Origin of the sequence: Streptomyces sp. NRRL B-1140 (assembly GCF_001280065.1) — a bacterium.
GTDB lineage: Bacteria > Actinomycetota > Actinomycetes > Streptomycetales > Streptomycetaceae > Streptomyces.
In genome coordinates this window covers 1-21,831 of record NZ_LGEA01000136.1, presented here as the reverse complement: position 1 = coordinate 21,831, position 21,831 = coordinate 1, and the positions used below count along the sequence as shown (strand labels likewise).

At 70.6% G+C, this 21,831-nt stretch carries 21 protein-coding genes and 1 tRNA gene; 6 read left to right on the top strand and 16 right to left on the bottom strand.

The window, feature by feature from the left end:
* Positions 1-45: 45 nt before the first annotated feature.
* The 3 genes from rox to ADK65_RS31915 all read right to left on the bottom strand — a co-directional run bounded on the left by rox (position 46) and on the right by ADK65_RS31915 (position 2,968).
* A complete protein-coding gene (gene rox / locus ADK65_RS31925) occupies positions 46-1,476 on the bottom strand; it encodes a rifampin monooxygenase (protein WP_053674491.1) in 1,431 nt (476 codons plus the stop codon).
* A 359-nt stretch (positions 1,477-1,835) separates the two neighbouring features.
* Positions 1,836-2,663 carry a hypothetical protein gene (locus ADK65_RS31920; protein ID WP_053674490.1) on the bottom strand — a complete coding sequence of 276 codons (828 nt, stop codon included), beginning with the start codon at positions 2,661-2,663 and terminating at the stop codon, positions 1,836-1,838.
* A gap of 223 nt (positions 2,664-2,886) precedes the next feature.
* Positions 2,887-2,968, bottom strand: a tRNA-Tyr gene (locus ADK65_RS31915).
* Positions 2,969-3,187: 219 nt separating this feature from the next.
* Here ADK65_RS31915 and ADK65_RS31910 point away from each other — a divergent pair.
* Positions 3,188-3,676, top strand: a complete 489-nt coding sequence (locus ADK65_RS31910; protein WP_053674489.1) for a YajQ family cyclic di-GMP-binding protein — start codon at positions 3,188-3,190, stop codon at positions 3,674-3,676.
* Between the two features lie 97 nt (positions 3,677-3,773).
* Here ADK65_RS31910 and ADK65_RS31905 read toward each other — a convergent pair whose 3' ends face one another.
* Positions 3,774-4,040 (bottom strand): GlsB/YeaQ/YmgE family stress response membrane protein, encoded by a 267-nt coding sequence (locus tag ADK65_RS31905; RefSeq protein ID WP_053674488.1) that lies wholly within the window; start codon positions 4,038-4,040, stop codon positions 3,774-3,776.
* A 193-nt stretch (positions 4,041-4,233) separates the two neighbouring features.
* On the opposite strand from ADK65_RS31905, the gene ADK65_RS31900 reads away from it, so the two are divergent.
* Positions 4,234-5,496, top strand: coding sequence for an APC family permease (locus tag ADK65_RS31900; RefSeq protein ID WP_053674487.1), 1,263 nt, complete (start codon positions 4,234-4,236; stop codon positions 5,494-5,496).
* Positions 5,497-5,818: 322 nt separating this feature from the next.
* Here ADK65_RS31900 and ADK65_RS31895 read toward each other — a convergent pair whose 3' ends face one another.
* From ADK65_RS31895 to ADK65_RS31840, 12 genes are all read right to left on the bottom strand, one after another.
* Positions 5,819-6,211 (bottom strand): YccF domain-containing protein, encoded by a 393-nt coding sequence (locus tag ADK65_RS31895; protein ID WP_053674486.1) that lies wholly within the window; start codon positions 6,209-6,211, stop codon positions 5,819-5,821.
* Complete coding sequence (htpX, locus tag ADK65_RS31890; RefSeq protein WP_053674485.1) at positions 6,208-7,071, bottom strand: zinc metalloprotease HtpX; 864 nt, start codon at positions 7,069-7,071, stop codon at positions 6,208-6,210. Before htpX ends, ADK65_RS31895 begins: the two co-directional genes overlap by 4 nt.
* Before the next feature lie 264 nt (positions 7,072-7,335).
* Entirely contained in the window at positions 7,336-8,859 is a 1,524-nt protein-coding gene (locus ADK65_RS31885; RefSeq protein ID WP_053674484.1) for an NADH-quinone oxidoreductase subunit N, read from the bottom strand.
* Positions 8,856-10,454, bottom strand: coding sequence for a complex I subunit 4 family protein (locus tag ADK65_RS31880; RefSeq protein ID WP_053674483.1), 1,599 nt, complete (start codon positions 10,452-10,454; stop codon positions 8,856-8,858). The genes ADK65_RS31885 and ADK65_RS31880 overlap by 4 nt, the downstream gene beginning before the upstream one ends.
* A 6-nt stretch (positions 10,455-10,460) precedes the next feature.
* Positions 10,461-12,455 (bottom strand): NADH-quinone oxidoreductase subunit L, encoded by a 1,995-nt coding sequence (locus tag ADK65_RS31875; RefSeq protein WP_053674482.1) that lies wholly within the window; start codon positions 12,453-12,455, stop codon positions 10,461-10,463.
* Entirely contained in the window at positions 12,452-12,850 is a 399-nt protein-coding gene (gene nuoK / locus ADK65_RS31870) for an NADH-quinone oxidoreductase subunit NuoK (RefSeq protein ID WP_053674481.1), read from the bottom strand. The genes ADK65_RS31875 and nuoK overlap by 4 nt, the downstream gene beginning before the upstream one ends.
* Positions 12,850-13,545 (bottom strand): NADH-quinone oxidoreductase subunit J, encoded by a 696-nt coding sequence (locus ADK65_RS31865; RefSeq protein ID WP_053674480.1) that lies wholly within the window; start codon positions 13,543-13,545, stop codon positions 12,850-12,852. Before ADK65_RS31865 ends, nuoK begins: the two co-directional genes overlap by 1 nt.
* Positions 13,542-14,321: a NuoI/complex I 23 kDa subunit family protein gene (locus ADK65_RS31860; RefSeq protein ID WP_053674479.1), complete on the bottom strand. Its 780-nt coding sequence runs from the start codon at positions 14,319-14,321 to the stop codon at positions 13,542-13,544. The genes ADK65_RS31865 and ADK65_RS31860 overlap by 4 nt, the downstream gene beginning before the upstream one ends.
* Positions 14,322-14,323: 2 nt before the next feature.
* Complete coding sequence (locus tag ADK65_RS31855) at positions 14,324-15,292, bottom strand: complex I subunit 1/NuoH family protein (RefSeq protein WP_053674478.1); 969 nt, start codon at positions 15,290-15,292, stop codon at positions 14,324-14,326.
* A complete protein-coding gene (locus ADK65_RS31850; protein ID WP_078956253.1) occupies positions 15,289-16,587 on the bottom strand; it encodes an NADH-quinone oxidoreductase subunit C in 1,299 nt (432 codons plus the stop codon). The genes ADK65_RS31855 and ADK65_RS31850 overlap by 4 nt, the downstream gene beginning before the upstream one ends.
* Positions 16,584-17,198: an NADH-quinone oxidoreductase subunit B gene (locus ADK65_RS31845; RefSeq protein ID WP_053674477.1), complete on the bottom strand. Its 615-nt coding sequence runs from the start codon at positions 17,196-17,198 to the stop codon at positions 16,584-16,586. Before ADK65_RS31845 ends, ADK65_RS31850 begins: the two co-directional genes overlap by 4 nt.
* The gene (locus tag ADK65_RS31840) at positions 17,189-17,596 is read right to left on the bottom strand and encodes an NADH-quinone oxidoreductase subunit A (protein WP_053674476.1); all 408 of its coding nucleotides are present in this window, start codon (positions 17,594-17,596) and stop codon (positions 17,189-17,191) included. The genes ADK65_RS31845 and ADK65_RS31840 overlap by 10 nt, the downstream gene beginning before the upstream one ends.
* A gap of 225 nt (positions 17,597-17,821) precedes the next feature.
* Between ADK65_RS31840 and ADK65_RS31835 the strand changes: the two genes are divergently transcribed.
* The 4 genes from ADK65_RS31835 to ADK65_RS37670 form a co-directional block, all read left to right on the top strand.
* The gene (locus ADK65_RS31835) at positions 17,822-19,030 is read left to right on the top strand and encodes a sensor histidine kinase (RefSeq protein WP_053674475.1); all 1,209 of its coding nucleotides are present in this window, start codon (positions 17,822-17,824) and stop codon (positions 19,028-19,030) included.
* A gap of 113 nt (positions 19,031-19,143) precedes the next feature.
* Positions 19,144-20,505 carry a sensor histidine kinase gene (locus ADK65_RS31830; protein ID WP_053674474.1) on the top strand — a complete coding sequence of 454 codons (1,362 nt, stop codon included), beginning with the start codon at positions 19,144-19,146 and terminating at the stop codon, positions 20,503-20,505.
* 301 nt (positions 20,506-20,806) lie between these two features.
* Positions 20,807-21,466 carry a response regulator transcription factor gene (locus ADK65_RS31825; RefSeq protein ID WP_324614330.1) on the top strand — a complete coding sequence of 220 codons (660 nt, stop codon included), beginning with the start codon at positions 20,807-20,809 and terminating at the stop codon, positions 21,464-21,466.
* Positions 21,467-21,642: 176 nt separating this feature from the next.
* Positions 21,643-21,831 (top strand): hypothetical protein (locus tag ADK65_RS37670; RefSeq protein ID WP_159038853.1); only part of this gene is annotated, 189 nt, incomplete at its 3' end.

The following is a 21,831-nucleotide window of genomic DNA, read 5'->3' as shown; positions in this document are numbered from 1 at the left end:
GTGAGCCCGGTCGCCCGCATGCCCCACCGGCCGCACGACGTCATGTCAGCCGGTCGCCGCCCCGAACCACCTCGGCAGCCGGTCGAGCAGATCCTGCTGGTCGTCGCCGGCCCATGCCACGTGTCCGTCCGGTCGCAGCAGCACCGCGGGCACGTCGAGTTCCTCGCTGACGTCGACGACGTGGCCGATCCGGTCCGACCAGCCCGCCACCGACAGCCGGCCGCCGGTCTGGTCGAGCAGCAGACCGCGGCCGTCACGCATCCGCTCGTAGAGGCGGCCCCGTCGCAACGCCACGTCCCGCAGCCTCCGGCCGAGCAGTTCATGGCCCTCGCCGCAGTCGTAGCGGACGGCGATCGCGGTGACCTTCTCGATCAGGAGCCGGTTCACCTCCTCGAAGTCCATCAGCTCCGCCAGGAGCCGGCGCACGGCCTGCGACCCCGGCTCGGGCGCCAGCAAGTGCATCTGCGCGCGGGTGTTGTCCAGCACCGCGGCGCCCACCGGATGGCGTTCGGTGTGGTAGCTGTCCAGCAATCCCTCCGGTGCCCAGCCGCGCAGTTCGGCGGCCAGCTTCCAGCCGAGGTTGAAGGCGTCCTGCAGGCCGAGGTTGAGCCCCTGCCCGCCGGTCGGCGGGTGGACGTGCGCGGCGTCGCCGGCCAGCAGCACCCGGCCGGTGCGGTAGCGCTCGGCCTGCCGCGTGGCGTCGCCGAAGCGGGAGAGCCAGCGCGGGGAGTGCACACCGAGGTCGGTGCCGGCGAACTTGCGCAGCTGCCCCCTGAATTCCTCGAAGGTCGGCGGGGCCGAGCGGTCCTCGGCCACGCCCTCGGCGGGCACGATGACGCGGTGGACCCCGTCCCTGACCGGCATGGCGCCGAACCGGAAGTGGGTTTTGCGGACTTCGGCCATCACGGCCGCCAGTTCCTCCGGTGAGGCGGCGACCTCCATTTCACCCATCAGCGTCTCGACCCTGGAGGGCTCGCCGGGGAAACCGACGCCGAGCAGTTTGCGCACCGTGCTGCGGCCGCCGTCGCACCCGACGAGGTAGCGGGAGCGCAGCCGCGTGCCATCGGCCAGCTCGGCCGTCACACCGTCGTCGTCCTGGCCGAGTCCGACCAGTTCGCAGCCGCGCCGGATCTCGGCCCCGACCTCGGCAGCGTGCTCGGTCAGCAGGCGGTCGGTGACGGGCTGCGGGATGCCGAGGACGTATCCGTGCGCGGTGTCCAGCCGGTCGGGTGCCGGCTTGGCGAGTCCGGCGAAGAAGCCGCCGAGCGGGTGCTTGCTGCCCTCGGCGAGGAAGCGCTCCAGCAGCCCGCGTTGGTCGAGCATCTCGATGCTGCGCACGTGGAGGCCGAGGGCGCGAACGTACGGGGCCGGCTCCGCCTCCTTCTCCAGCACGAGCACCCGCACGCCGTGCAGCCGCAGCTCTCCGGCCAGCATCATTCCGGTCGGACCACCGCCGGCAATGACCACATCGATCAAGACAGACCCCAATTTTCGCCCGTTTCTGACTTCAGGCCGGAAATTGTGCGGTACGACAGGGGCCTTGCCGCAAGACCCCCCATGCGCTATACGTTGAGAGTGGCAAGGAGAGAGGAACTCCTTGCCTTTCTCATGCGTACCAACGCATCTCATTTCGCTACGGAATGGCAGGTCAGAGGCCGTCATGCGGTCCGCTGCACGTGGCCGTCGAGGTGAGGGAACGTTGTTTTGAGGGGCATGGGGAAAGCCCCCTCTCATCTGCTTCTTCGGAGATGAGAGGGGGCTTTCCCGGTGTGCGGCGCACATAGTGGGGCCGGGGAGGACTGAGCCCCCGAATCCCGCCCGATGACCGAAGGGCGTCAGCGCACGTCGACGTAGTCCGCCGCGCTGGTGGCCACGCCGGTCGTGGAGTTGCCGTAGTACACCCAGCGGAAGGAGCCGTCGACCGAGGCGGTGACCGTGGTCTTCAGTCCCCCGGTGCTGCTGGTGGTGGCCTTCTTCAGCGTCTTGTAGCTGTCGGTGCCCTTGGCGCGGAACTGGAGGCTGACCGTACGGCCGCTGTAGGCGTCGTACTTCTTCGTGCTCCAGTTCGCCCGGGTCAGCTTGCCCGTGACGGTGATCGTCTTGCCCTTGGTGACCGGCTCCGGCGAGGCGTTGGTGGTGGCCTTGGCCGCGCGCTTCAGCTGGACGGTCGCGGACCGCGTCTCCAGTTCCCCGGTCTTCAGCCCGCCGTCGGCCTTCCAGAGCTTGAGCGAAACGCCGACTTTCCAACTGGTGGCGTCACTGTTGGAGTCGACGTGCTCCTGGCTCGGGTGCGGGTCGATGTAGAGGTTGCCCTCGCAGCGAGCGTGCTTGGCGTCGATCTCGAAGCAGGTGTAGCCGCCCGGCTGGATGAAGTTCTCACCCGTGTCGGCCGCCGTCTTGATGGTGCCGCGGTAGAGGAAGGGGTACGCGTCGTACCGGGAGGGGTCCGCGGTGCTGTACCCGGAGGGCAGTGCGATGTTGAAGCTGATGGGCGGCTCCACCACCTTCGACGTGCCGACGACGATCGGCTTGCCGTTGTTGATGACGATGTCCGACACGGTGATACCGGTGTCCGCCGCTTGAGCGGTCGGCGCGTTCAGCACCGAAAGCCCCAGCGCCCCCACGAGCGTGGCCACCGCGACGGTCCGTCTGACTGTTTTCATTACACCTCTTCAGAAGGGTGCCGTTACAAGAGGCGGCAGCGTATCTGACGCGCTCATGCCTGACGGTCCGGCGAGGTGTAGTGATCATGCTCACGCCCGGGGAGGCCAGGGGATGCCCTGGGGCTCCGGGGGACATCTGGGGGACTGGACTGACCTGGAGCACACAACGAGAGACCCCCTCTGATCAGATCCACAATCTGATCAGAGGGGGTCTTCCCCAGTGTGGCGGCGCCAGGATTCGAACCTGGGAAGGCTGAGCCGGCAGATTTACAGTCTGCTCCCTTTGGCCGCTCGGGCACACCGCCGGGGTTGCTGCCCTTCGAGCCGCTCTTTCGCGGCGCTCCGTGGCAACGACGTAAACAATACCTGATGCCGAGGGGTGCTTCGCCACCCGATTGATCAGCGCTCGGAGGGCCGCGGGTGGCTAGGCTGGTCCGGATGCGGCCCGGGACCCGACCGGGCCCTGCGACCGCCCACCACGCCGGTACGCACGATACGCAACCCGATACAAGGAGCCACAGGACATGGCCGACTCCAGTTTCGACATCGTCTCGAAGGTCGAGCGGCAGGAGGTCGACAACGCACTCAACCAGGCCGCCAAGGAGATCTCGCAGCGCTACGACTTCAAGGGCGTGGGTGCCTCGATCTCGTGGTCCGGTGAGCAGATCCTCATGGAGGCGAACTCCGAGGACCGGGTGAAGGCCATCCTCGACGTCTTCCAGTCCAAGCTGATCAAGCGGGGCATCTCGCTGAAGGCCCTGGAGGCGGGCGAGCCCCAGCTCTCCGGCAAGGAGTACAAGATCTTCTCGTCGATCAAGGAGGGCATCTCCCAGGAGAACGCGAAGAAGGTGGCGAAGACCATCCGCGACGAGGGCCCCAAGGGCGTGAAGGCGCAGGTGCAGGGCGAGGAGCTGCGGGTCAGCTCCAAGAACCGTGACGATCTGCAGGCCGTCATCGCCCTGTTGAAGAGCAAGGACTTCGACTTCGCCCTGCAGTTCGTGAACTACCGGTAGGTCCGGCCTCCCGGCCCCCACGCCTCGACGGACATGGGAAGGGTGCGCACCGGCGGTGCCCACCCTTCTCGTCTGCCGGCTTGCGCCGGCGGGCGCGTCAGTCCCGCGAGTTGCCGAACAGGAGGCGGTAGGCGATCAGGAGGACGAGCGATCCACCGATCGCCGCTGCCCAGGTCGCACCGTCGTAGAAGTCCTTGGTGATCGGGTGGTCCATCCAGCGGGCCGAGATCCAGCCGCCGATGAACGCGCCCGCGACGCCGATCAGGGTCGTGCCGATGAGGCCACCCGGGTCGCGCCCGGGCAGCAGGAACTTCGCGATGGCTCCTGCCAACAGTCCCAGGATGATCCAGCTGATGATGGTCATGCCGTGAACCTGCCCTTTCACGCTGTGCCCGCACGGTTTCGGACATGTGATCTTGCTTTCGGCAGGCCCGGCCCGTGCGTCGTACGTCGGGCGTCCCGCGCGCGGCCTCCTCGCCCCGAACGGTCACGCCGTCTTGGTCGCAAGGACGCCCCGGCCACGCCCGCCGGTTGCACTGATCAGTAGGGTGCGACGCATGACAGCCTCCGGCCCTGGACTGCGCCGCACGCTCGGTGTGGGCGACGCCGTCGTCATCGGACTCGGCTCGATGGTGGGAGCGGGGATCTTCGCCGCCCTCGCACCGGCCGCGCACGCCGCCGGCTCCGGGCTGCTCCTCGGGCTGGCCGTGGCCGCTGTGGTCGCGTACTGCAACGCCATGTCGTCGGCTCGCCTCGCCGCCCTTTATCCGGCCTCGGGCGGTACCTATGTGTACGGGCGGGAGCGGCTCGGGGAGTTCTGGGGGTATCTCGCGGGCTGGTCGTTCGTGGTCGGGAAGACGGCCTCCTGTGCGGCGATGGCGCTCACCGTGGGCACGTACGTGTGGCCGGAGCAGGCGCACGCGGTGGCGGTCGCGGCCGTCGTGGCGCTGACCGCGGTGAACTACGGCGGTGTACAGAAGTCCGCCTGGCTGACGCGGCTGATCGTGGCGCTCGTCCTGGCGGTCCTCGCATGTGTGGTGCTCGTGTGTCTGGCATCCGGTGAGTCCGACGCCGGGCGGCTGGACATCGGGGCCTCGGGCGGGGCGGACGGGGTGCTGCAGGCGGCAGGTCTGCTGTTCTTCGCCTTCGCGGGGTACGCCCGGATCGCGACCCTCGGCGAGGAGGTGCGGGATCCGGCACGGACCATTCCGCGTGCGATCCCGCTGGCGCTGGGCATCGCCCTGGTGGTCTACCTGTGTGTCGCGGTGGCTGTCCTTTCGGTACTGGGGTCGAGTGGGCTCGGGGCCGCTACTGCACCGCTGGCCGATGCGGTGCGGGCCGCGGGGGCGCCTTGGCTCGTGCCGGTGGTGCGGGTGGGTGCCGCCGTGGCCGCGCTGGGGTCGCTGCTGGCGCTGATCCTGGGGGTGTCGCGGACGACGCTTGCCATGGCACGGGACCGGCATCTGCCGAGGGCGCTGGCCTCTGTGCATCCGCGGTTCCAGGTGCCGCACCGGGCGGAGCTGGCCGTGGGTGCGGTGGTGGCGGTCCTGGCGGCCACGGTGGACGTCCGGGGCGCGATCGGGTTCTCCTCCTTCGGTGTGCTGGCGTACTACGCCGTGGCCAACGCGTCGGCCTGGACCCTGTCTTCGGCGTGGTCTGCGAGGGTGGTGCCGGCGGTGGGGCTGGCCGGGTGCGCGGTGCTGGCGTTCTCGCTTCCCGGGGTGTCGGTCGTCGTGGGCGCGGGGGTGCTGGTGGTGGGGGTCGTCGCGTATGCGGTGCGCCGGTGGAAGCAGTCAGGGGCCGGGGCAGGGGAACGGTAGGACCGGCCTCCACGACGGACCGGGCCCTCAGGCGCCTCGCGGCTCTTACCCTCAGCCGCCTCGCGGCTCTGACCCTCGGGCACCTCTCGGCTCGGATCTCCCACGGTCGTTCGCCATCGCCCTTCCGGCGTCTCGTATCGCGGTGTTCGGCTCGTGGCACGGAGTACCGCCCATCCAGCCGGTGTTGTGTGTCTCGGTCGTCACTCGGGTCGGCAACTGCTCGATCGCGGTCATGGATCCATGATGCAGACCGCCGCCGACAGCCGGGCGGGCCTGTGGACGACCTCCGGCCTGTGGACAACGGAGGGCGGCGACTCTCCGTTCAGCGCACCGCGAAGGGCTCGTTCGTCCGCACGATGTCGCGGCCGAGCGGAAGCAACGAGACCGGGATGAGCTTGAAGTTGGCGATGCCCAGCGGGATGCCGATGATCGTGACGCACAGGGCGATGCCGGTGGCGATGTGGCCCAGGGCGAGCCACCAGCCCGCGAGCACCAGCCACAGCACGTTGCCCACACACGATGGCGCGCCCGCGTCGCGGCGCTCGACCGTCGTATACCCGAAGGGCCACAGGGCGTAGACACCGATGCGGAAGGCCGCGATTCCGAACGGGATGCCGATGACGGTGATGCAGAGCAGCAGGCCCGCGAGCATGTAGGCGAGGAACAGCCAGAAGCCGCTCAGGACGAGCCATATGACGTTGAGTATGGTCCTCACTGGTTCCCACCTGCCATCTTTTCGAGCCGGGCGATGCGTTCCGCCATCGGCGGGTGTGTGGAGAACATCTTCGAGAGGCCCTGGCCGGGCCGGAACGGGTTCGCGATCATCATGTGACTGGCGGTCTCGATGCGTGGCTCGGGAGGCAGCGGAAGCTGCTTCGTGCCGAGTTCGAGCTTGCGCAGGGCGTTGGCCAGGGCAAGCGGGTCGCCGGTGAGCTGGGCACCCGAGGCGTCCGCCTGGTACTCCCGCGAGCGGCTGATGGCGAGTTGGATGAGCGAGGCGGCGAGCGGGCCCAGGAGCATGATCAGCAGCATGCCGAGCAGACCGGGGCCGTCGTCGTCGTCCGAGCGTCCGATGGGGATCAGCCAGGCGAAGTTGACCAGGAACATGATGACGGAGGCGAGGGCGCCGGCGACCGACGAGATGAGGATGTCGCGGTTGTAGACGTGGCTGAGCTCGTGGCCGATGACGCCGCGCAGTTCGCGCTCGTCCAGCAGGCGCAGGATGCCGTCGGTGCAGCACACCGCGGCGTTGCGGGGATTGCGGCCTGTGGCGAAGGCGTTGGGTGCCTCCGTCGGGGAGATGTACAGGCGCGGCATGGGCTGGCGGGCCTGGGTGGAGAGCTCGCGGACCATGCGGTAGAGCGCCGGGGCCTCGAACTCGCTCACCGGGCGGGCGCGCATCGCGCGTAGGGCGAGTTTGTCGCTGTTCCAGTACGCGTAGGCGTTGGTGGCCAGTGCTACCAGGACGGCGATGACGAGCCCCATGCGGCCGAAGAAGCTGCCGATGACGATGATGAGTGCGGACAGTCCTCCCAGGAGTATCGCTGTCCTGAGCCCGTTGTGCCGGCGGTGCACGGTACGCCCTCCAAGTCGTGCGGCAGGGGACCCTTGCTTGCTGAATCTGCGGTGCCACTGGTGCCGCGTTCTCACGTCCAGTGGACCCTCCCGTACTGGTCAACGCCAGGCGGCGGGCGCGAGTTCCCTGGTGCGTGCGGCGCCGGGTGTGGACCGTCCGGGTGACGGTGCCATCAACCGGCACGCACGCGTGGAGCGGGTGCCCCGCACGCGTGCGGTGTAAGCGGCCGTCCTTCCGGTGGGCCTCCGTACCCGGAACGAGGTTCAGAAGAGACCGGTGTCGGTGAAGCGCAGGACCAGCTGGGGCGCGCCGGACAGGGCGATACCGAGGACGCCGGTCAGGGCGATCGCGGCGGTGACCGGTCCGGGGACACGGTGCTTCTCGGGTTCACCCTCGGGGGCGCGGAACAGCAAGGCCGTCCACTGGAGGTAGTAGACCAGTGCGATCACGACGTTGACGGCCATGACCACGGCCAGCCAGCCGAGCCCGGCGTCGACGGCCGCCGAGAAGACGGTGACCTTGGCGAAGAGACCGATGATGCCCGGCGGCAGTCCGGCGAGGCAGAGCAGGAAGAACGCCAGGAGCAGCGCGGACAGCGGGCTGGAGGCGTACAGGCCACGGTAGTCGGCGACTCGGTTGAGGGTTTGCGTGCGGCCCACGAGGGCGGCAACCGCGAAGGCGCCGAGGTTCACGGCGCCGTACATCAGGGCGTAGGCGACGGTGGAGCCGATCGACTTCTCGGCGTTCCCCGAGTACGCGGCGGCGGCGATCGGCACCAGGAGGTAGCCGGCCTGGCCGACGGAGGACCAGGCGAGCAGGCGGACGGCGCTGTACGCGCGCGTGGCTTGCTGGCGCAGGGCTCCGGCGTTGCCCACGGTCATGGTGAGCGCCGCCAGGGCTGCCAGGGCGGGACCCCAGACGTCGGCGTACGACGGGAGGGCCACGACCGTGACGAGGATGAGGCCGCTGAAGCCGACCGCCTTGCCGATGACCGACAGGTAGGCCGCGATCGGCAGAGGTGCCCCCACATAGGTGTCGGGCACCCAGAAGTGGAAGGGCACGGCGGCCGTCTTGAAGGCGAAGCCGACGAGGGTGAGGACGACGCCGGTCTGGGCGAGGGTGTGGAACTGCCCGTCGACGTGCTGGATGCGGTCGGCGACCTGGGTGAGGTAGAGGGTGCCGGTGGTGGCGTACACGAAGCTGATGCCCAAGAGGCTGACCGCGGTCGCGGTGACCGAGGACAGGAAGAACTTCAGGGCCGCCTCGGAGGACTTCCGGTCGCCGTACCTGAGGCCGACCAGTGCGAAGGCGGGCAGGGAGGCGACCTCCAGGGCGACGATCAGGGTCGCGAGGTCGCGGGAGGCGGGCAGGAGTGCGGCGCCGGCCGCGGAGGACAGCAGCAGAAACCAGTACTCCCCTTCGGGGAGGTCCTTGCGTGCGTCCTTCAGGGCGGTGACCGACAGGAGGGCGGCGAGGAGAGCGCCGCCGAGGACCAGGAACTGGATGACCAGGGTGAAGCGGTCGGCTGTGTAGCTGCACACGGTGGCGTCGCCGGTCAGGCAGAAGGTGCTGCGGTCGCCGCCCAGGAGGGGCAGCAGCATCAGCGTGGCGGCGGCCAGACCCGCCACGGATGTCCAGCCGAGCAGGGCCTTGCGGTGTTCGGCGACGAACAGGTCGGCCACCAGGACGACGAGTGCGACGACCGCCACGATGGTGGGCGGCGCGATCGCGAGCCAGTCGACGGACTGGACCAGCGACGCCGCCAGGGGCTGGGCCGGGGAGCTCATCGGGTGCCTCCTGCGAGGAGCTGCTGGACGGCCGGGTCGCTCAGGCCGAGGAGGGCTCTGGGCCACAGGCCCGCGACGACGGTGAGGGCCACGAGCGGGGTCCACGCCGCGAACTCGTAGGAACGGACGTCGGGGAGCGTCGGAGCGTCCTGGGGCAGGGCGCCCATGCAGACACGGCGAACCACGACCAGCAGGTAGGCGGCCGTCAGCAGCGTGCCGAACGCGCCGATCGCCATGAAGGTGAGGAAGGCCGGGCGGCTGAGGCCCTCGGCGGGCCGGAACGCACCGAACAGGGCCAGCATCTCGCCCCAGAACCCGGCCAGGCCCGGCAGGCCGAGCGAGGCGGCGGCGGCGAAGGCGATCAGGCCGCCGAGGCGCGGGGCCTTGCCGTAGAGGGCGGCGCCGGTCTCCTCGGCGAGGGTGTCGAGGTCGGTGGTGCCGGTGCGGTCCTTCAGCGCGCCCACCAGGAAGAAGAGCAGGCCGGTGATGAGGCCGTGGGCGATGTTGGCGAACAGGGCGCCGTTCACGCCGGTCGGGGTCATGGTGGCGATGCCGAGCAGGACGAAGCCCATGTGGCCGACGGAGGAGTAGGCGACGAGGCGCTTGAGGTCGCCCTTCGCGCCTTGCTTGGCCAGGGCCAGACAGGCCAGGGATCCGTAGATGATGCCGACGACGGCCAGGGCGGCGAGGTAGGGCGCGAAGGTGCGGAACCCGTCGGGTGCGATGGGGAGCAGGATCCGGACGAATCCATACGTACCCATCTTCAGGAGCACGCCGGCGAGGAGGACCGAGCCGACGGTCGGCGCGGCGGTGTGGGCGTCGGGCAGCCAGCTGTGCAGCGGCCACATCGGCGTCTTCACCGCGAGCCCGATCCCGATCGCCAAAACAGCGATGACCTGCACGGATGTGCTCAGTGACCGGCCGTTGTCAGTGGCCAGTGCCATCATGTCGAACGTGCCCGCCTTGATCCCGATCAGGAGCAGGCCGAGCAGCATGACCACGGAGCCGAGCAGGGTGTAGAGGATGAATCGCCAGGCGGCCTGGCTCCGACCCTCCCCGCCCCAGCGGGCGATGAGGAAGTACATCGGGATGAGGACCATCTCGAAGGCGAGGAAGAACAGCACCAGGTCGAGGACGGCGAAGGTCGCGAGCGTGCCGCCTTCGAGGACGAGCAGCAGGGCGACGAAGGCCTTCGGGGCCGGGCCTTCGGCCCGCGGCGTCAGCCGCTGATGTTGCTGCTTGAAGTACGAGTAGAGCGCGCAGAGGAAGGTCAGCAGCGCGGTCAGGACCAGGAGGGGGAGGGAGATGCCGTCGATGCCGAGGTGGATGCGTACGTGGAGTGCGGGAATCCAGCTGATGTCCGTGCCGGCCTGCATCTTCGACGGCTGGTCGTGGTCGAAGCCGAGCGCGAGGACGATCGCCGCGATGAGGATCGCGCCGGTGACCGTGACACCGTGCCGGAGGACGGCCTGCTCGGGTGACTTCCCCTTCAGTCCGGGCGGGGCGGGCAGCAGAGCCGCGGCGGCGCCGAGGAGCGGGCCGACGACGACGAATGCCAGAAGGAACTGCATCACGGACTCGTTGATATCGATCACGCCTGCTCACGCTCCCGTGGCGACGAGGACGGCGGCGACCGCGAGGACGACGGTGCCGGCGAGCAGCGCGCTCACATAGGTCTGGACGTTGCCGGTCTGGGCACGCCGTGCGGCGGCGCCGAGCCAGCGGGGCAGCTCCCCCGCACCGCGGACATAGGTCTCGACGACCTCGCGGTCGAGGAACCTGACGAGGCTCGCCCCGGCCTGGACCGGGCGGACGAAGAGTGCCGTGTACACCGCGTCCAGGTGGAAGCCGGCGGCCGCGTGGCGGTGCAGCGGGCCGAGCAGGAGCCGCCCGGGGTCGGCGGGGTCGGGTGCGTAGGCGATGTCGCCGTAGGCCGGCTCATGGGTGGCGATGGCTTCCGCCTCGACCTGGGCGGCGTCGCCCTCGGGATGGGCCGCGACGGCTCCCAGCGGAACGCGGGCCGCGAGGGCGGTGGTGTGCCGCCAGGCGGCGTAGGTGACGATGCCGCCGACCAGGGCCACGCCCGTGCCGAGCACGGAGGTGGTCAGGGTCGGGCCGAGGTCACGGCCGTCGAACCAGTCGGGCAGCAGGCGGAACGCGAACCCGCCGAGGGCCAGGGACGGCACGGCGAGGACCCACAGCACGACGGTCATCGTCAGTGGCTGCCTGCCGTGGTCGGGGGCTTCGGTGCCCCGGCCGCGGAAGGCGAGCAGCCACAGGCGCATCGCGTAGGCGGCGGTGAGCACGGCCGTGATCAGGCCGGCGACGAGGACGATCCAGCCCGCGGCGGCGGGGGCGTGCTCGGTGTGCCCGGTGACGACGTGCTCGGCGACGCCGAGGACGGCCTCCTTGGAGAAGAAGCCGCTGAACGGCGGGATCGCGGCGAGCGCGAGCAGCGCCACGGTCATCGTCCAGTAGGCGTCGGGGATGCGGTCGCGCAGGTTCCGCATGCGGGACATGGCGGCGAGCGAGTTGGTGCCGGCGGCGTGGATGATCACGCCGGCCGCGAGGAACAGCAGCGCCTTGAAGGCGCCGTGGGACAGGAGGTGGAAGACGGCGGCCCCGCGGTCGCCGACGGCGAGCGCGCCGGTCATGTAGCCGAGCTGGCCGATCGTCGAGTAGGCGAGGACGCGCTTGATGTCGTCCTGGGCGAGGGCGGCGAGCGCGGAGCCCGTCATCGTGACGGCGGCCATGACGGCGAGGACGACCATCGCGGCCTGGGAGGCCTCGAAGACCGGGAGGAGACGGGCGATGAAGTAGACACCTGCGGCGACCATCGTCGCTGCGTGGATCAGGGCGGAGACGGGGGTCGGGCCCGCCATCGCGTCGGGGAGCCAGGTGTGCAGCGGGAACTGCGCCGACTTGCCCGCCACTCCCGCGAGGAGCAGCAACGCGATGAGCGTCGGGTTGTCGAGCCCGCCGCTCGCGACGGTGCCGAGGATGCGGGTGATGCGGAACGAGCCTGCGTCGGTGGCGAGGGCGAACAACCCGATGAGGAAGGGGACGTCGCCGAGCTTGGTGACGAGGAAGGCCTTGATGGAGGCGGCGCGGGCCTCCGGGGTCTCCCAGTAGTGGCCGACGAGGAAGTAGGAGCAGATGCCCATGACCTCCCAGCCGACCAGCAGCACGATCAGGTCGCCGGAGTAGACGACCAGGAACATCGCGGAGGTGAACAGCGAGACGAGGGCGGCGTAGGAGGGGTAGCGCGGGTCGTCGCGCAGGTAGCCCGTCGAGTAGATCTGCACGCAGGAGGCGACCAGGCCGACCAGCACGGCGACGAGGGCGGCGAAGCCGTCGATGTGCAGGGCGAGCTCGATCGGGACCGAGCCGGTGGGGGTGAGTTCCGTGGCCGAGTCGACGGCCGCTCCGCCGCCCTGGCGTACGGCGACCAGTGCGGCGAGCACCAAGGAGGTGAGCGTCGGCAGGACGGCGAGGGGCCGGACGAAGCCGGGTGCCGTGCGGCCCAGCAGCAGACCGGCGGCGGCGCCGAGGAACGGAAGGAGGGGGACGAGTGCGGCGAGGGTGGTCGTGGTCACGCGGTGGCCTCAGCCTTCTGGGCCTCGTCGGACTGCTCGGCCGGGCGGACGTCGTGGCCGGGGTCGTCGGGGTCGTGCCGTTCGGCGGTGTCGCGGAGCTTGTCGATGTCCGAGGTGCCGCGGTTGCGGTGGACGGCGAGGACGATGGCCAGCCCGATGCCGATCTCTGCGGCGGCGATGGCGATGGTGAACAGGGTCAGGGCCTGACCGGAGTGCAGGGTCTCCCTGGCGGCCTTGCTGAGCCAGACGTCGAAGGCGACCAGGTTCAGGTTGACGGCGTTGAGCATGAGCTCGACCGACATCAGGACCAGGATCGCGTTGCGACGGGCCAGGACTCCGTACAGACCCGTGCAGAAGAGCAGGACGGAGAGCACGGCGGGGTAGGCGAGGTGCATCAGCGGGTGCCTTCCTGCGCGGAACGCTCCGAACGGCCTGAACCTGAACTCTCCGTGACCGTCCGGGAACTCTTGGTGGCGTCCGGGGCGTTCACGGGGGGAGAGCTCGACTCCGCCTTCGCCTTGCGGGACAGGACGATGGCGCCGACCAGTGCGGCGAGGAGGAGAACGGAGAGGGCCTCGAAGGGGAGCACCCAGTTCTGGAAGAGGCTCGCGCCGGTGGCCTCGGTGGAGCCGGCGGCGGCGCCGTCCAGGTCGATCCAGGTCGTGCGGAAGGCGTCGACGACGACCCAGACCAGAGCGGCGGCAGCGGCGACGGCCACGACGAGGGCGGCCCAGCGGTTGCCGGAGTCGGCATCCGGAGAGCGCCCGATGGGGGCCCTGGTGAGCATCAGACCGAACAGGAGGAGGACGACGACGGAACCGACATAGATGAGGACCTGCACCCAAGCGATGAACTCGGCGGTGAGCAGGAGGTACTCGACGGCGAGCCCGCCGAGGGTGACCACCAGCCACAGGGCGGCGTGCACCAGTTGCCTGGTGGTGACGGTGACGAGGGCGGCGCCGAAGGTCACCAGGCCGACGAGGAGGAAAGCGATCTCGACGCCGGTCGGGGAGAGGAAGCCGCGGGTTTCGGCGGCGGCCCCGGTGGCCGGGCCGGTCGCGAGGAGAGCGGCGTGTGCGGCGAGCGTCATTCCGCGCCCTCCTGACCGGGCTTGGGGCGACCTGGCTTCGGGTGCCCCGGCTCCGGACGAGTCGGCCTCGGGCGATCCGGCTCCTGACGTACCGGCTCCTGGCGGTCCGGCTCCTGGCGGTCCGGCTTCGGCTGGTCGGTCTGCTGCTTGGAGTCGCCCTGGGGTCGGGTGGGCTGTTCGGCGGCGCGGGCCTGCTCGTCGGCGTGGGGTTCGGTGGCCGGCGGGGCCTGCTGGGCGGCCAGCTTGTCGGCGGCCTTGCGGGCGGCGGCGAGTTCCTTCGGTTCCTCCGCGCCGGGGTCGAGGGCCGGCGGGGCCGGGACGGTCCACATCCACTCGCGGAGCTTGTCGCGCTCGTGAGTGAGGTCGCGGATGTCGGTCTCGGCGTACTCGAACTCAGGTGACCAGAACAGGGCGTCGAAAGGACAGACCTCGATGCAGATACCGCAGTACATGCACAGGGAGAAGTCGATGGCGAAGCGGTCGAGGACGTTGCGGCTGCGCTCGCGGCCCCCCGGGGCCGCAGGCGGGACGGTCTCCTTGTGGGAGTCGATGTAGATGCACCAGTCCGGGCACTCGCGGGCGCACAGCATGCAAACCGTGCAGTTCTCCTCGAACAGGCCGATCACACCGCGGGTGCGGGGCGGGAGGTCGGGCTGGGCGTCGGGGTACTGCGCGGTGACGGACTTCTTCGTCATCGTGCGCAGGGTGACGGCCAGGCCCTTGGCGAGGCCACTGCCGGGGATGCGGGGCCGGGAGGGCGGGAGCGACGCAGCCATGGTTACCGGATCACCACCTTGACGATGCCGGTGAGGGCGATCTGGGCGAGGGAGAGGGGGACGAGGAGGGTCCAGGCGAGCTTTTGGAGCTGGTCCTCGCGCAGGCGCGGGTAGGTGACGCGCAGCCAGATCACGAGGAAGGCGAGGACGGCGGTCTTCAGCAGGGTCCAGACCCAGCCGAGGCCGTCGGCACCCCAGGGGCCGTGCCAGCCGCCCAGGAAGAGGACGGTGGTCAGGGCGCACAGGACGACGATTCCGGCGTACTCGGCGAGGAGGAAGAGAGCGAAACGGAGGCCCGTGTACTCGGTGTAGGCGCCGAAGATGATCTCCGAGTCGGCAACGGGCATGTCGAAGGGCGGCCGCTGGAGTTCGGCGAGTCCGGCCACGAAGAACACGATCGCGCCGACGATCTGCCAGGGCAGCCACCACCACTCGAAGGCGTCGAGGATGCCGGGGAGGGAGACGGTGCCGGCGGCCATGGCCACCGAGGCGGCGGTCAGGAGCATCGGCAGTTCGTAGGCGAGGAGCTGGGCTGCGGTGCGCAGTCCGCCGAGGAGGGAGAACTTGTTCGCGGACGCCCAGCCGGCCATGAGCGAGCCGAGGACGCCGACGCCCATGACGGCCAGGACGAAGAAGACGCCCGCGTCGATGACCTGCCCGACGGCTCCCTCACCGGGGCCGACGGGGATGGCGAGCAGGACGAGGAGGTAGGGCAGGAGGGCGACGGCGGGGGCCAGTTGGAAGATGCGGCGGTCGGCGCCCGCGGGGACGACGTCCTCCTTCTGCGCGAACTTCACACCGTCGGCGATCAGCTGGGCCCAGCCGTGGAAGCCACCGGCGTACATGGGGCCGAGGCGGCCCTGCATATGGGCCATGACCTTGTGCTCGGTCTGGCCGATGATCAGGGGGAAGGTGAGGAAGACGACGAAGACGACCAGGAGTCGCAGGGCGACGTCGAGCACGTCGTTCACTGCGGGCCTCCTGTGGGGTTCTCGGTGTCGGCGGGATGCCCGGCGTCGCCGGGGCCGACGGGGTGGCCGCTGGGCTGCGCCTTGTCGTCCGTGGCCTGCGGCTTGTTGTCCGTGGCCGTCGGCTCGTCATCAGAGGCCTGCGGCTCGTCATCCGTGGCCTGCGGCTCGTCGTCCGTAGCGGTCGGCTCGTCATCCCCGGCCTGCGGCTCGTCGCCCGTGGCCTTCTGCTTGTCCGCCGAGCCCGAGGTGCCTGGGATGGCAGAGGCCTGTGCTGCCTCCGGCGACGGTTCGGGTGCCGGTTCGTCGAAAGCCGGACGGGCGTGGTGCCAGGGGGCGTCCGTGCTGCGCGGGGCGCTGGGGGCCGTATCCGGTGTGGTGTCGCCCCGGTCGGGCTCGGTCTTCTGGGCCGGAGCAGTCGGCTCGCCGGGGACGGGCCGACTCGCCGGGCTATCAGCCGCCGTACGCGTACGCCGGGAGGCAGCCGGAGTCCCGCCAGGGGCAGCGGACTGGCTCACGGAGCCCTCCGACGCCGAACGTGCACGACGCGGGGCAGCCGGGCCACCCGCTCCCGCTGCCGGAGTCTCCGCACCGGCAGCGGGCTGGCTCGCCGAGCCCTGCGACGCCGAGCGGGTGCGTCGTACGGGGCGTTCGCCCGCTGGGCGTGCGGCGCCTCGGGCCGGGCGTTCGCCTGCGGCGCGGCCTGCGCCTCGGGCAGGGGCCGGCGGGAGCTGGCCCTTGAGGGGGCCCCATTCGTTGGGGTCGGGGACGCCGGGCGGGAGCATCTGACGGCGCTTGGGGCCGCCGTGGTCCGACTCGCCCGGCTCCTTCGCGCCGGGCCAGGCCTTGGCGACGCGGGCGGCGAGGACGAAGTCCTTGCGCAGGGGGTGGCCTTCGAAGTTCTCGGGCAGGAGCAGGTGGTCGAGCGCCGGGTGGCCTTCGAAGATGATGCCGAACATCTCGTACGTCTCGCGTTCGTGCCAGGCGGCGCCCGCGTAGACGTCGACCGCCGAGGGCAGGGAGGGGGCGTCGTGCGGCACCGTCGTACGGAGCAGGAGGCGTCGGACGGGAGCGAGCGCGGCGACGTGGGCCGTGACGCGGAAGCCCGTGCCCGGTTCGTCGACGGCGCTCAGCCAGTCGAAGTAGGTGCAGCCGAGGCGGTCGCGGGCGGTCTCGAGGGCGGTGATCCAGGCTGCCGGGGGAACGTCGACCGTCAGGACGTCGTAGGACTCCTCGGCCGTGGCGTCCGGGCCGAAGAGTTCCTCGGAGGTGGCGGGCAGCCAGCCGACGGCGGTCATCGCCCCTCCCCCGGGGCCGTCTCCGGTGCGGGCGGTTGCACCAGTCCGCTCTGCAGCGCCGCAGCCGAGGGGCGCTCGGCACCGCTGCCGTACCGCTCCCCAAGCGACTCGCGGGCGATCTTCTCCTGGAGCTTGAGGATGCCCTGGAGCAGCGCCTCGGGGCGGGGCGGGCAGCCCGGGACGTAGACGTCGACGGGGATGATCTGGTCGACGCCCTTGGTGACGGAGTACGAGTCCCAGTAGGGGCCGCCGCAGTTGCTGCACGCGCCGAAGGAGATGACGTACTTCGGTTCCGGCATCTGCTCGTAGAGGCGCTTCACGGCCGGGGCCATCTTGTCCGTGACCGTGCCGGAGACGACCATCAGGTCGGCCTGGCGGGGGCCCGGGGCGAACGGGATGACGCCGAGGCGGATGAAGTCGTGGCGGGCCATGGAGGCGGCGATGAACTCGATCGCGCAGCAGGCGAGGCCGAAGTTGAAGACCCAGAGCGAGTAGCGGCGGCCCCAGTTGAGGACGACCTTCATCGGCTCGGGGGCGAGACGGGCCAGGGCGCCCAGCCGCTTGGGCTCGGGCAGCGACACAGGCTCGGACACCGAGGGGTTCACGTCCATGCCAGGACGCCCTTCTTGTAGGCGTAGAGCAGGCCGACCGCCAGGAAGCCGAGGAAGACGAACATCTCGGCCAGGGTCGTCGCGCCGTAGCCGGGGGCGGCGAAGACGGTCGCCCAGGGGAACAGGAAGATCGAGTCGACGGCGAAGATCACGTAGAGGAAGGCGTACACGTAGTAGCGGACCTGGGTGTGGGCCCAGCCCTCGCCGACGGGGTCGACGCCGCACTCGTACGTCAGGAGCTTCTCGGGGGTGGGGACCACGGGCCGCAGCAGGCGGCCGGCCCCGAAGGCGACGGCGACGAACAGCACACCGATCACGGCGAGCAGTCCGACGACCGAGTAGGACTGGAAGTAGTCCGCCGCGACGACGGTCGTGGTGACGACGGTCGGTTCCGGCACGTCCGTCCCTCGCTCCCTCAGAATTTCGGACCTGGATCCTTCGACGAGGCCGCGGCTCGCTGGGTGCCGCCGTTCGACGATCTGTACGCACGGGAGTCTAGGCCCTGATAAGGGCAGGGTAAGCAGCCCGTCACCGCCGGGCATACGGGGGGTGGGGTTTTCCTCAGCCGATCCTGGCGGTCCCCCTCATGGCGCAGCCGTCCGCCGCCGGGCAGGCTGACGCACATGACCCAACGCATCCCGTCCTCGGGCACGACGGCGGCCCGGTCGGCCGCCGGGCCGGACGACCGTCCGCCGCCTGCCCGGCTCGCCTATGACCGGCACACCTGGAAAGAGATCGCGCACCTGCTGGCGAACCTTCCGGTCGCGCTGCTCGGTTTCACCTATGTGGTGACGATGCTGTCCATCGGTTTCGGACTGACCGTCACGGTGATCGGATTCCCGCTGCTCGCGGCCGGTCTCATGGGTGCGCGGCTGCTGGGCAGGCTGGAACGGGCGCGGGCCCGGGCGCTGCTCGGGGTGCGGATCGAGGAGCCGAGCCGGCTGCGGCTGTGGGGCGAGGGCGGCTTCTTCCAGCGGTTGTGGATACAGCTGAAGGACCCGGTGGGCTGGCGCACGGTGCTGTACGAGTTCATCCGGCTGCCCTGGGGCGTGCTCACCTTCGGCGTCACGCTGGCCTCGCTGTTCGTGCTGTGGCCGGTGCTGCCGTTCATCGCGCGGGGGCTGGCCAATGCCGACCGGGCCATGGTGCGGGCGCTGCTGTCACCCTCGGACGAGCTGGAGCGGCGGATCGCCGAGCTGGAGTCGGACCGGGGGGTCGTGGTGGACACGGCCGCGGCCGATCTCCGGCGTATCGAGCGGGATCTGCACGACGGGGCGCAGGCCCGGCTGGTCAATCTGGCGATGGGGCTCGGCCTGGCGAAGGAGAAGGTGCTGGAGGATCCCGACGCGGCGGCGGCGATGGTCGAGGAGGCGCACGGCGAGGTGAAGCTGGCGCTGCAGGAGCTGCGGGACCTGGCGCGCGGCATCCATCCGGCGGTGCTGACCGACCGGGGTCTGGACGCGGCCCTGTCCTCGGTGGCCTCGCGCTGCACGGTCCCGGTGAAGGTGACGGTCGACCTGCCGGAGCGGCCGGCCGCGGCCATCGAGGGCATCGCCTACTTCACCGTCTCGGAGCTGCTGCAGAACGTCAGCAAGCACAGCAGGGCGAATGCGGCCTCGGTGGAGGTGTGGCGGACCGACACCCGGCTGCTGATTCAGGTGGGGGACGACGGGGTGGGCGGCGCGAGCCTCGACGGCGGTACGGGGATGAAGGGCCTGGCGGACCGGCTGGACGCCGTCGACGGGCTGTTCGTCCTGGAGTCGCCCGAGGGCGGCCCGACGACGGTCACCGCGGAACTGCCGTGGCGTGACCGGTCCGGGGCCCGGGGGTAGGGAAAACCCCCCGCTCGAGACGCCGACGCACTCCATGGTCCGCCGGCCTGCGGCGGAGCAGGGTGGAGGTACGGGAGCACAACAGTCGCACGACGAGGAGAAGGACGGCGCCGATGGCCACGGAGTACGGACAGGGGTACGGGCTCGACGGTGGGTCCGGGTTCCCCGGGAGCACCGAACGGCGGTACCGGCTGCCGGCCGCACTGCGGGCGCCGGTCGAGGGCCGTACCTGGCGCGAGTTCGCCCATGTGCTGCTCAGCCTGCCGGTCGGCATCCTGGCCTTCACCTACGCGGTCACCATGGTGTCGCTGGGGGCGGGGCTGCTGGTCACGTTCCTCGGCGTTCCGGTGCTGGCGGCGGCGCTCGCCGGGTGTCGCGGTATCGGGGCTCTGGAGCGGACGCGGGCGCGGGCGCTGCTGGGCCTGGAGGTGGGCGAGCCGGAGCCGCTGCGGACGGCCAAGCCGGGCGCGATGGCGTGGATGGGGGCCGTCCTCAAGAGCGGCGTCTCGTGGCGGGCGCTGCTGTACGCGGTGGTGCAGCTGCCCTGGGGGGTGTTCTCGTTCGCCGTCGCCGTGAACGTGTGGCTGCTGGGCTGGGGGCTGCTGACGTATCCGCTGTGGTTCTGGGCGCTCCCGATGGGGGCCGGCGCGGACGGATTCCAGCTGTACAGCAGTGAGACGCACGGGATCCGCCTCGACAACCCCTTCGAGATCACGGTGACCGCGCTGGTGGGACTGCTGTTCACGATCGCGGCGCCGTGGATCGTGCGGGCGCTGACGATGGTGGACCGGCTGCTGGTGCACGGGCTGCTCGGGCCGTCGCGGCTGGCCTCGCGGGTGGTGGAGCTGGAGTCGGACCGGGGGGTGGTGGTCGACACCGCGGCGGCCGATCTGCGGCGGATCGAGCGGGATCTGCACGACGGGGCGCAGGCCCGGCTGGTGGCGCTGGCCATGGATCTGGGGCTGGCGAAGGACAAGCTCCAGGAGGACCCGCGGGCGGCCGCACGGATGGTGGACGAGGCGCACGGCGAGGTGAAGACGGCGCTGCAGGAGTTGCGGGACCTGGCGCGCGGCATCCATCCGGCGGTCCTGACCGACCGCGGCCTGGACGCGGCCCTGTCCTCGGTCGCCTCGCGCTGCACGGTCCCGGTGCGGATCGAGGTCGACCTGGCGGAGCGGCCGGCACCGGCGATCGAGGGGATCGCCTACTTCACGGTGTCGGAGCTGCTGCAGAACATCAGCAAGCACGCGCGGGCCACCTGGGCCGGTGTGGAGGTGTGGCGGACGGAGAACCGGCTGATGCTGCAGGTCGTGGACAACGGCGTGGGCGGGGCCGACGTGTCCCGGGGCTCAGGCCTGGCGGGTCTGGCGGACCGGCTCGACGCGGTGGACGGGGTCCTGGTGGTGGACTCACCGGCGGGTGGCCCGACCCGGGTGACCGCGGAGTTGCCGTGGCGGGGAGCTCATGTGCGGTGACCTCCCGTCGGGGGCCGGTGCCGGGGTTCCGCGCCGATGACCTGTCCAGGCCGCTCCGTCCCCTGGGCCCGCGGCCGTCGCCCGCCCGCCATCCGACACGGGAGCGCGGGAAGCGAAGCCGAGGGACCGGCCGGACGAGAGCCGCAGGGGCCCTGTTCCGCAGGACAAGAAGCCGCTCCTGCCCCCATCCACCCCCCGACCCTGAAATGCTGGACCCGTCGCACGGGTGGGCGCGCAGCCGTTGTGGGCTGCGGACGGGCGGCATCGGGCTGTGGGGGGCCGGACAATCGTGGAGGACAGGGTGCGGGTGGTCATCGCCGAGGATTCAGTGCTGCTCAGAGAGGGCCTGACCCGGCTGCTGACCGACCGGGGTCACGACGTCGTCGCCGGTGTGGGTGACGGCGTGGCACTGATCAAGACCATCACGGAGCTGGACGCGCAGGGCGAGCTGCCGGACGTGGTCGTGGCCGACGTCCGTATGCCGCCGACGCACACCGACGAGGGGGTGCGGGCGGCGGTGCAGCTGCGCAAGGCACACCCGGGACTCGGAGTGCTGGTGCTGTCGCAGTACGTGGAGGAGCGCTACGCCACGGAGCTGCTCGCGGGATCCAGCCGGGGTGTCGGCTACCTGCTGAAGGACCGGGTCGCCGAGGTACGGGAGTTCGTGGACGCGGTGGTGCGGGTCGCGGAGGGTGGTACGGCGCTCGACCCGGAGGTGGTCGCGCAGCTGCTGGGGCGCAGCCGCAAGCAGGACGTGCTGGCGGGGCTCACCCCGAGGGAGCGTGAGGTGCTGGGGCTGATGGCCGAGGGGCGGACGAACTCGGCGGTCGCTCGGCAGCTCGTGGTCAGCGACGGGGCGGTCGAGAAGCACGTCAGCAACATCTTCCTGAAGCTGGGGCTGTCCCCGAGCGAGGGCGACCACCGCAGGGTCCTGGCCGTGCTGACGTATCTGAACTCCTGACGTTCACGATCCCCGCGTCCGGAAACCCGGACAAAGACGGACGCATAGCCATACCGAAGTCGTGTCCAAGATGCGAATGACCCGAAGAACGCGACCCCCGCGGTCGTAGTGTTGATCCTGGGAAGGCCTCCGGGAAGGCCTGTCCCGGACAGCGTCCTCTAGGGAGGTCCAGTTCAGTGACCAGCCAGGTCAGTAGCCCAGTGGAGCAGGCCGACGAAGCAGTCGCAGAAGAGCAGCGCGAAGGGGCGGGCGCGAAGGACGTGCGTCGCCTGGACCGGGTGGTCATCAGGTTCGCGGGGGACTCGGGTGACGGTATGCAGCTCACCGGTGACCGTTTCACCTCGGAGACGGCGTCGTTCGGCAAC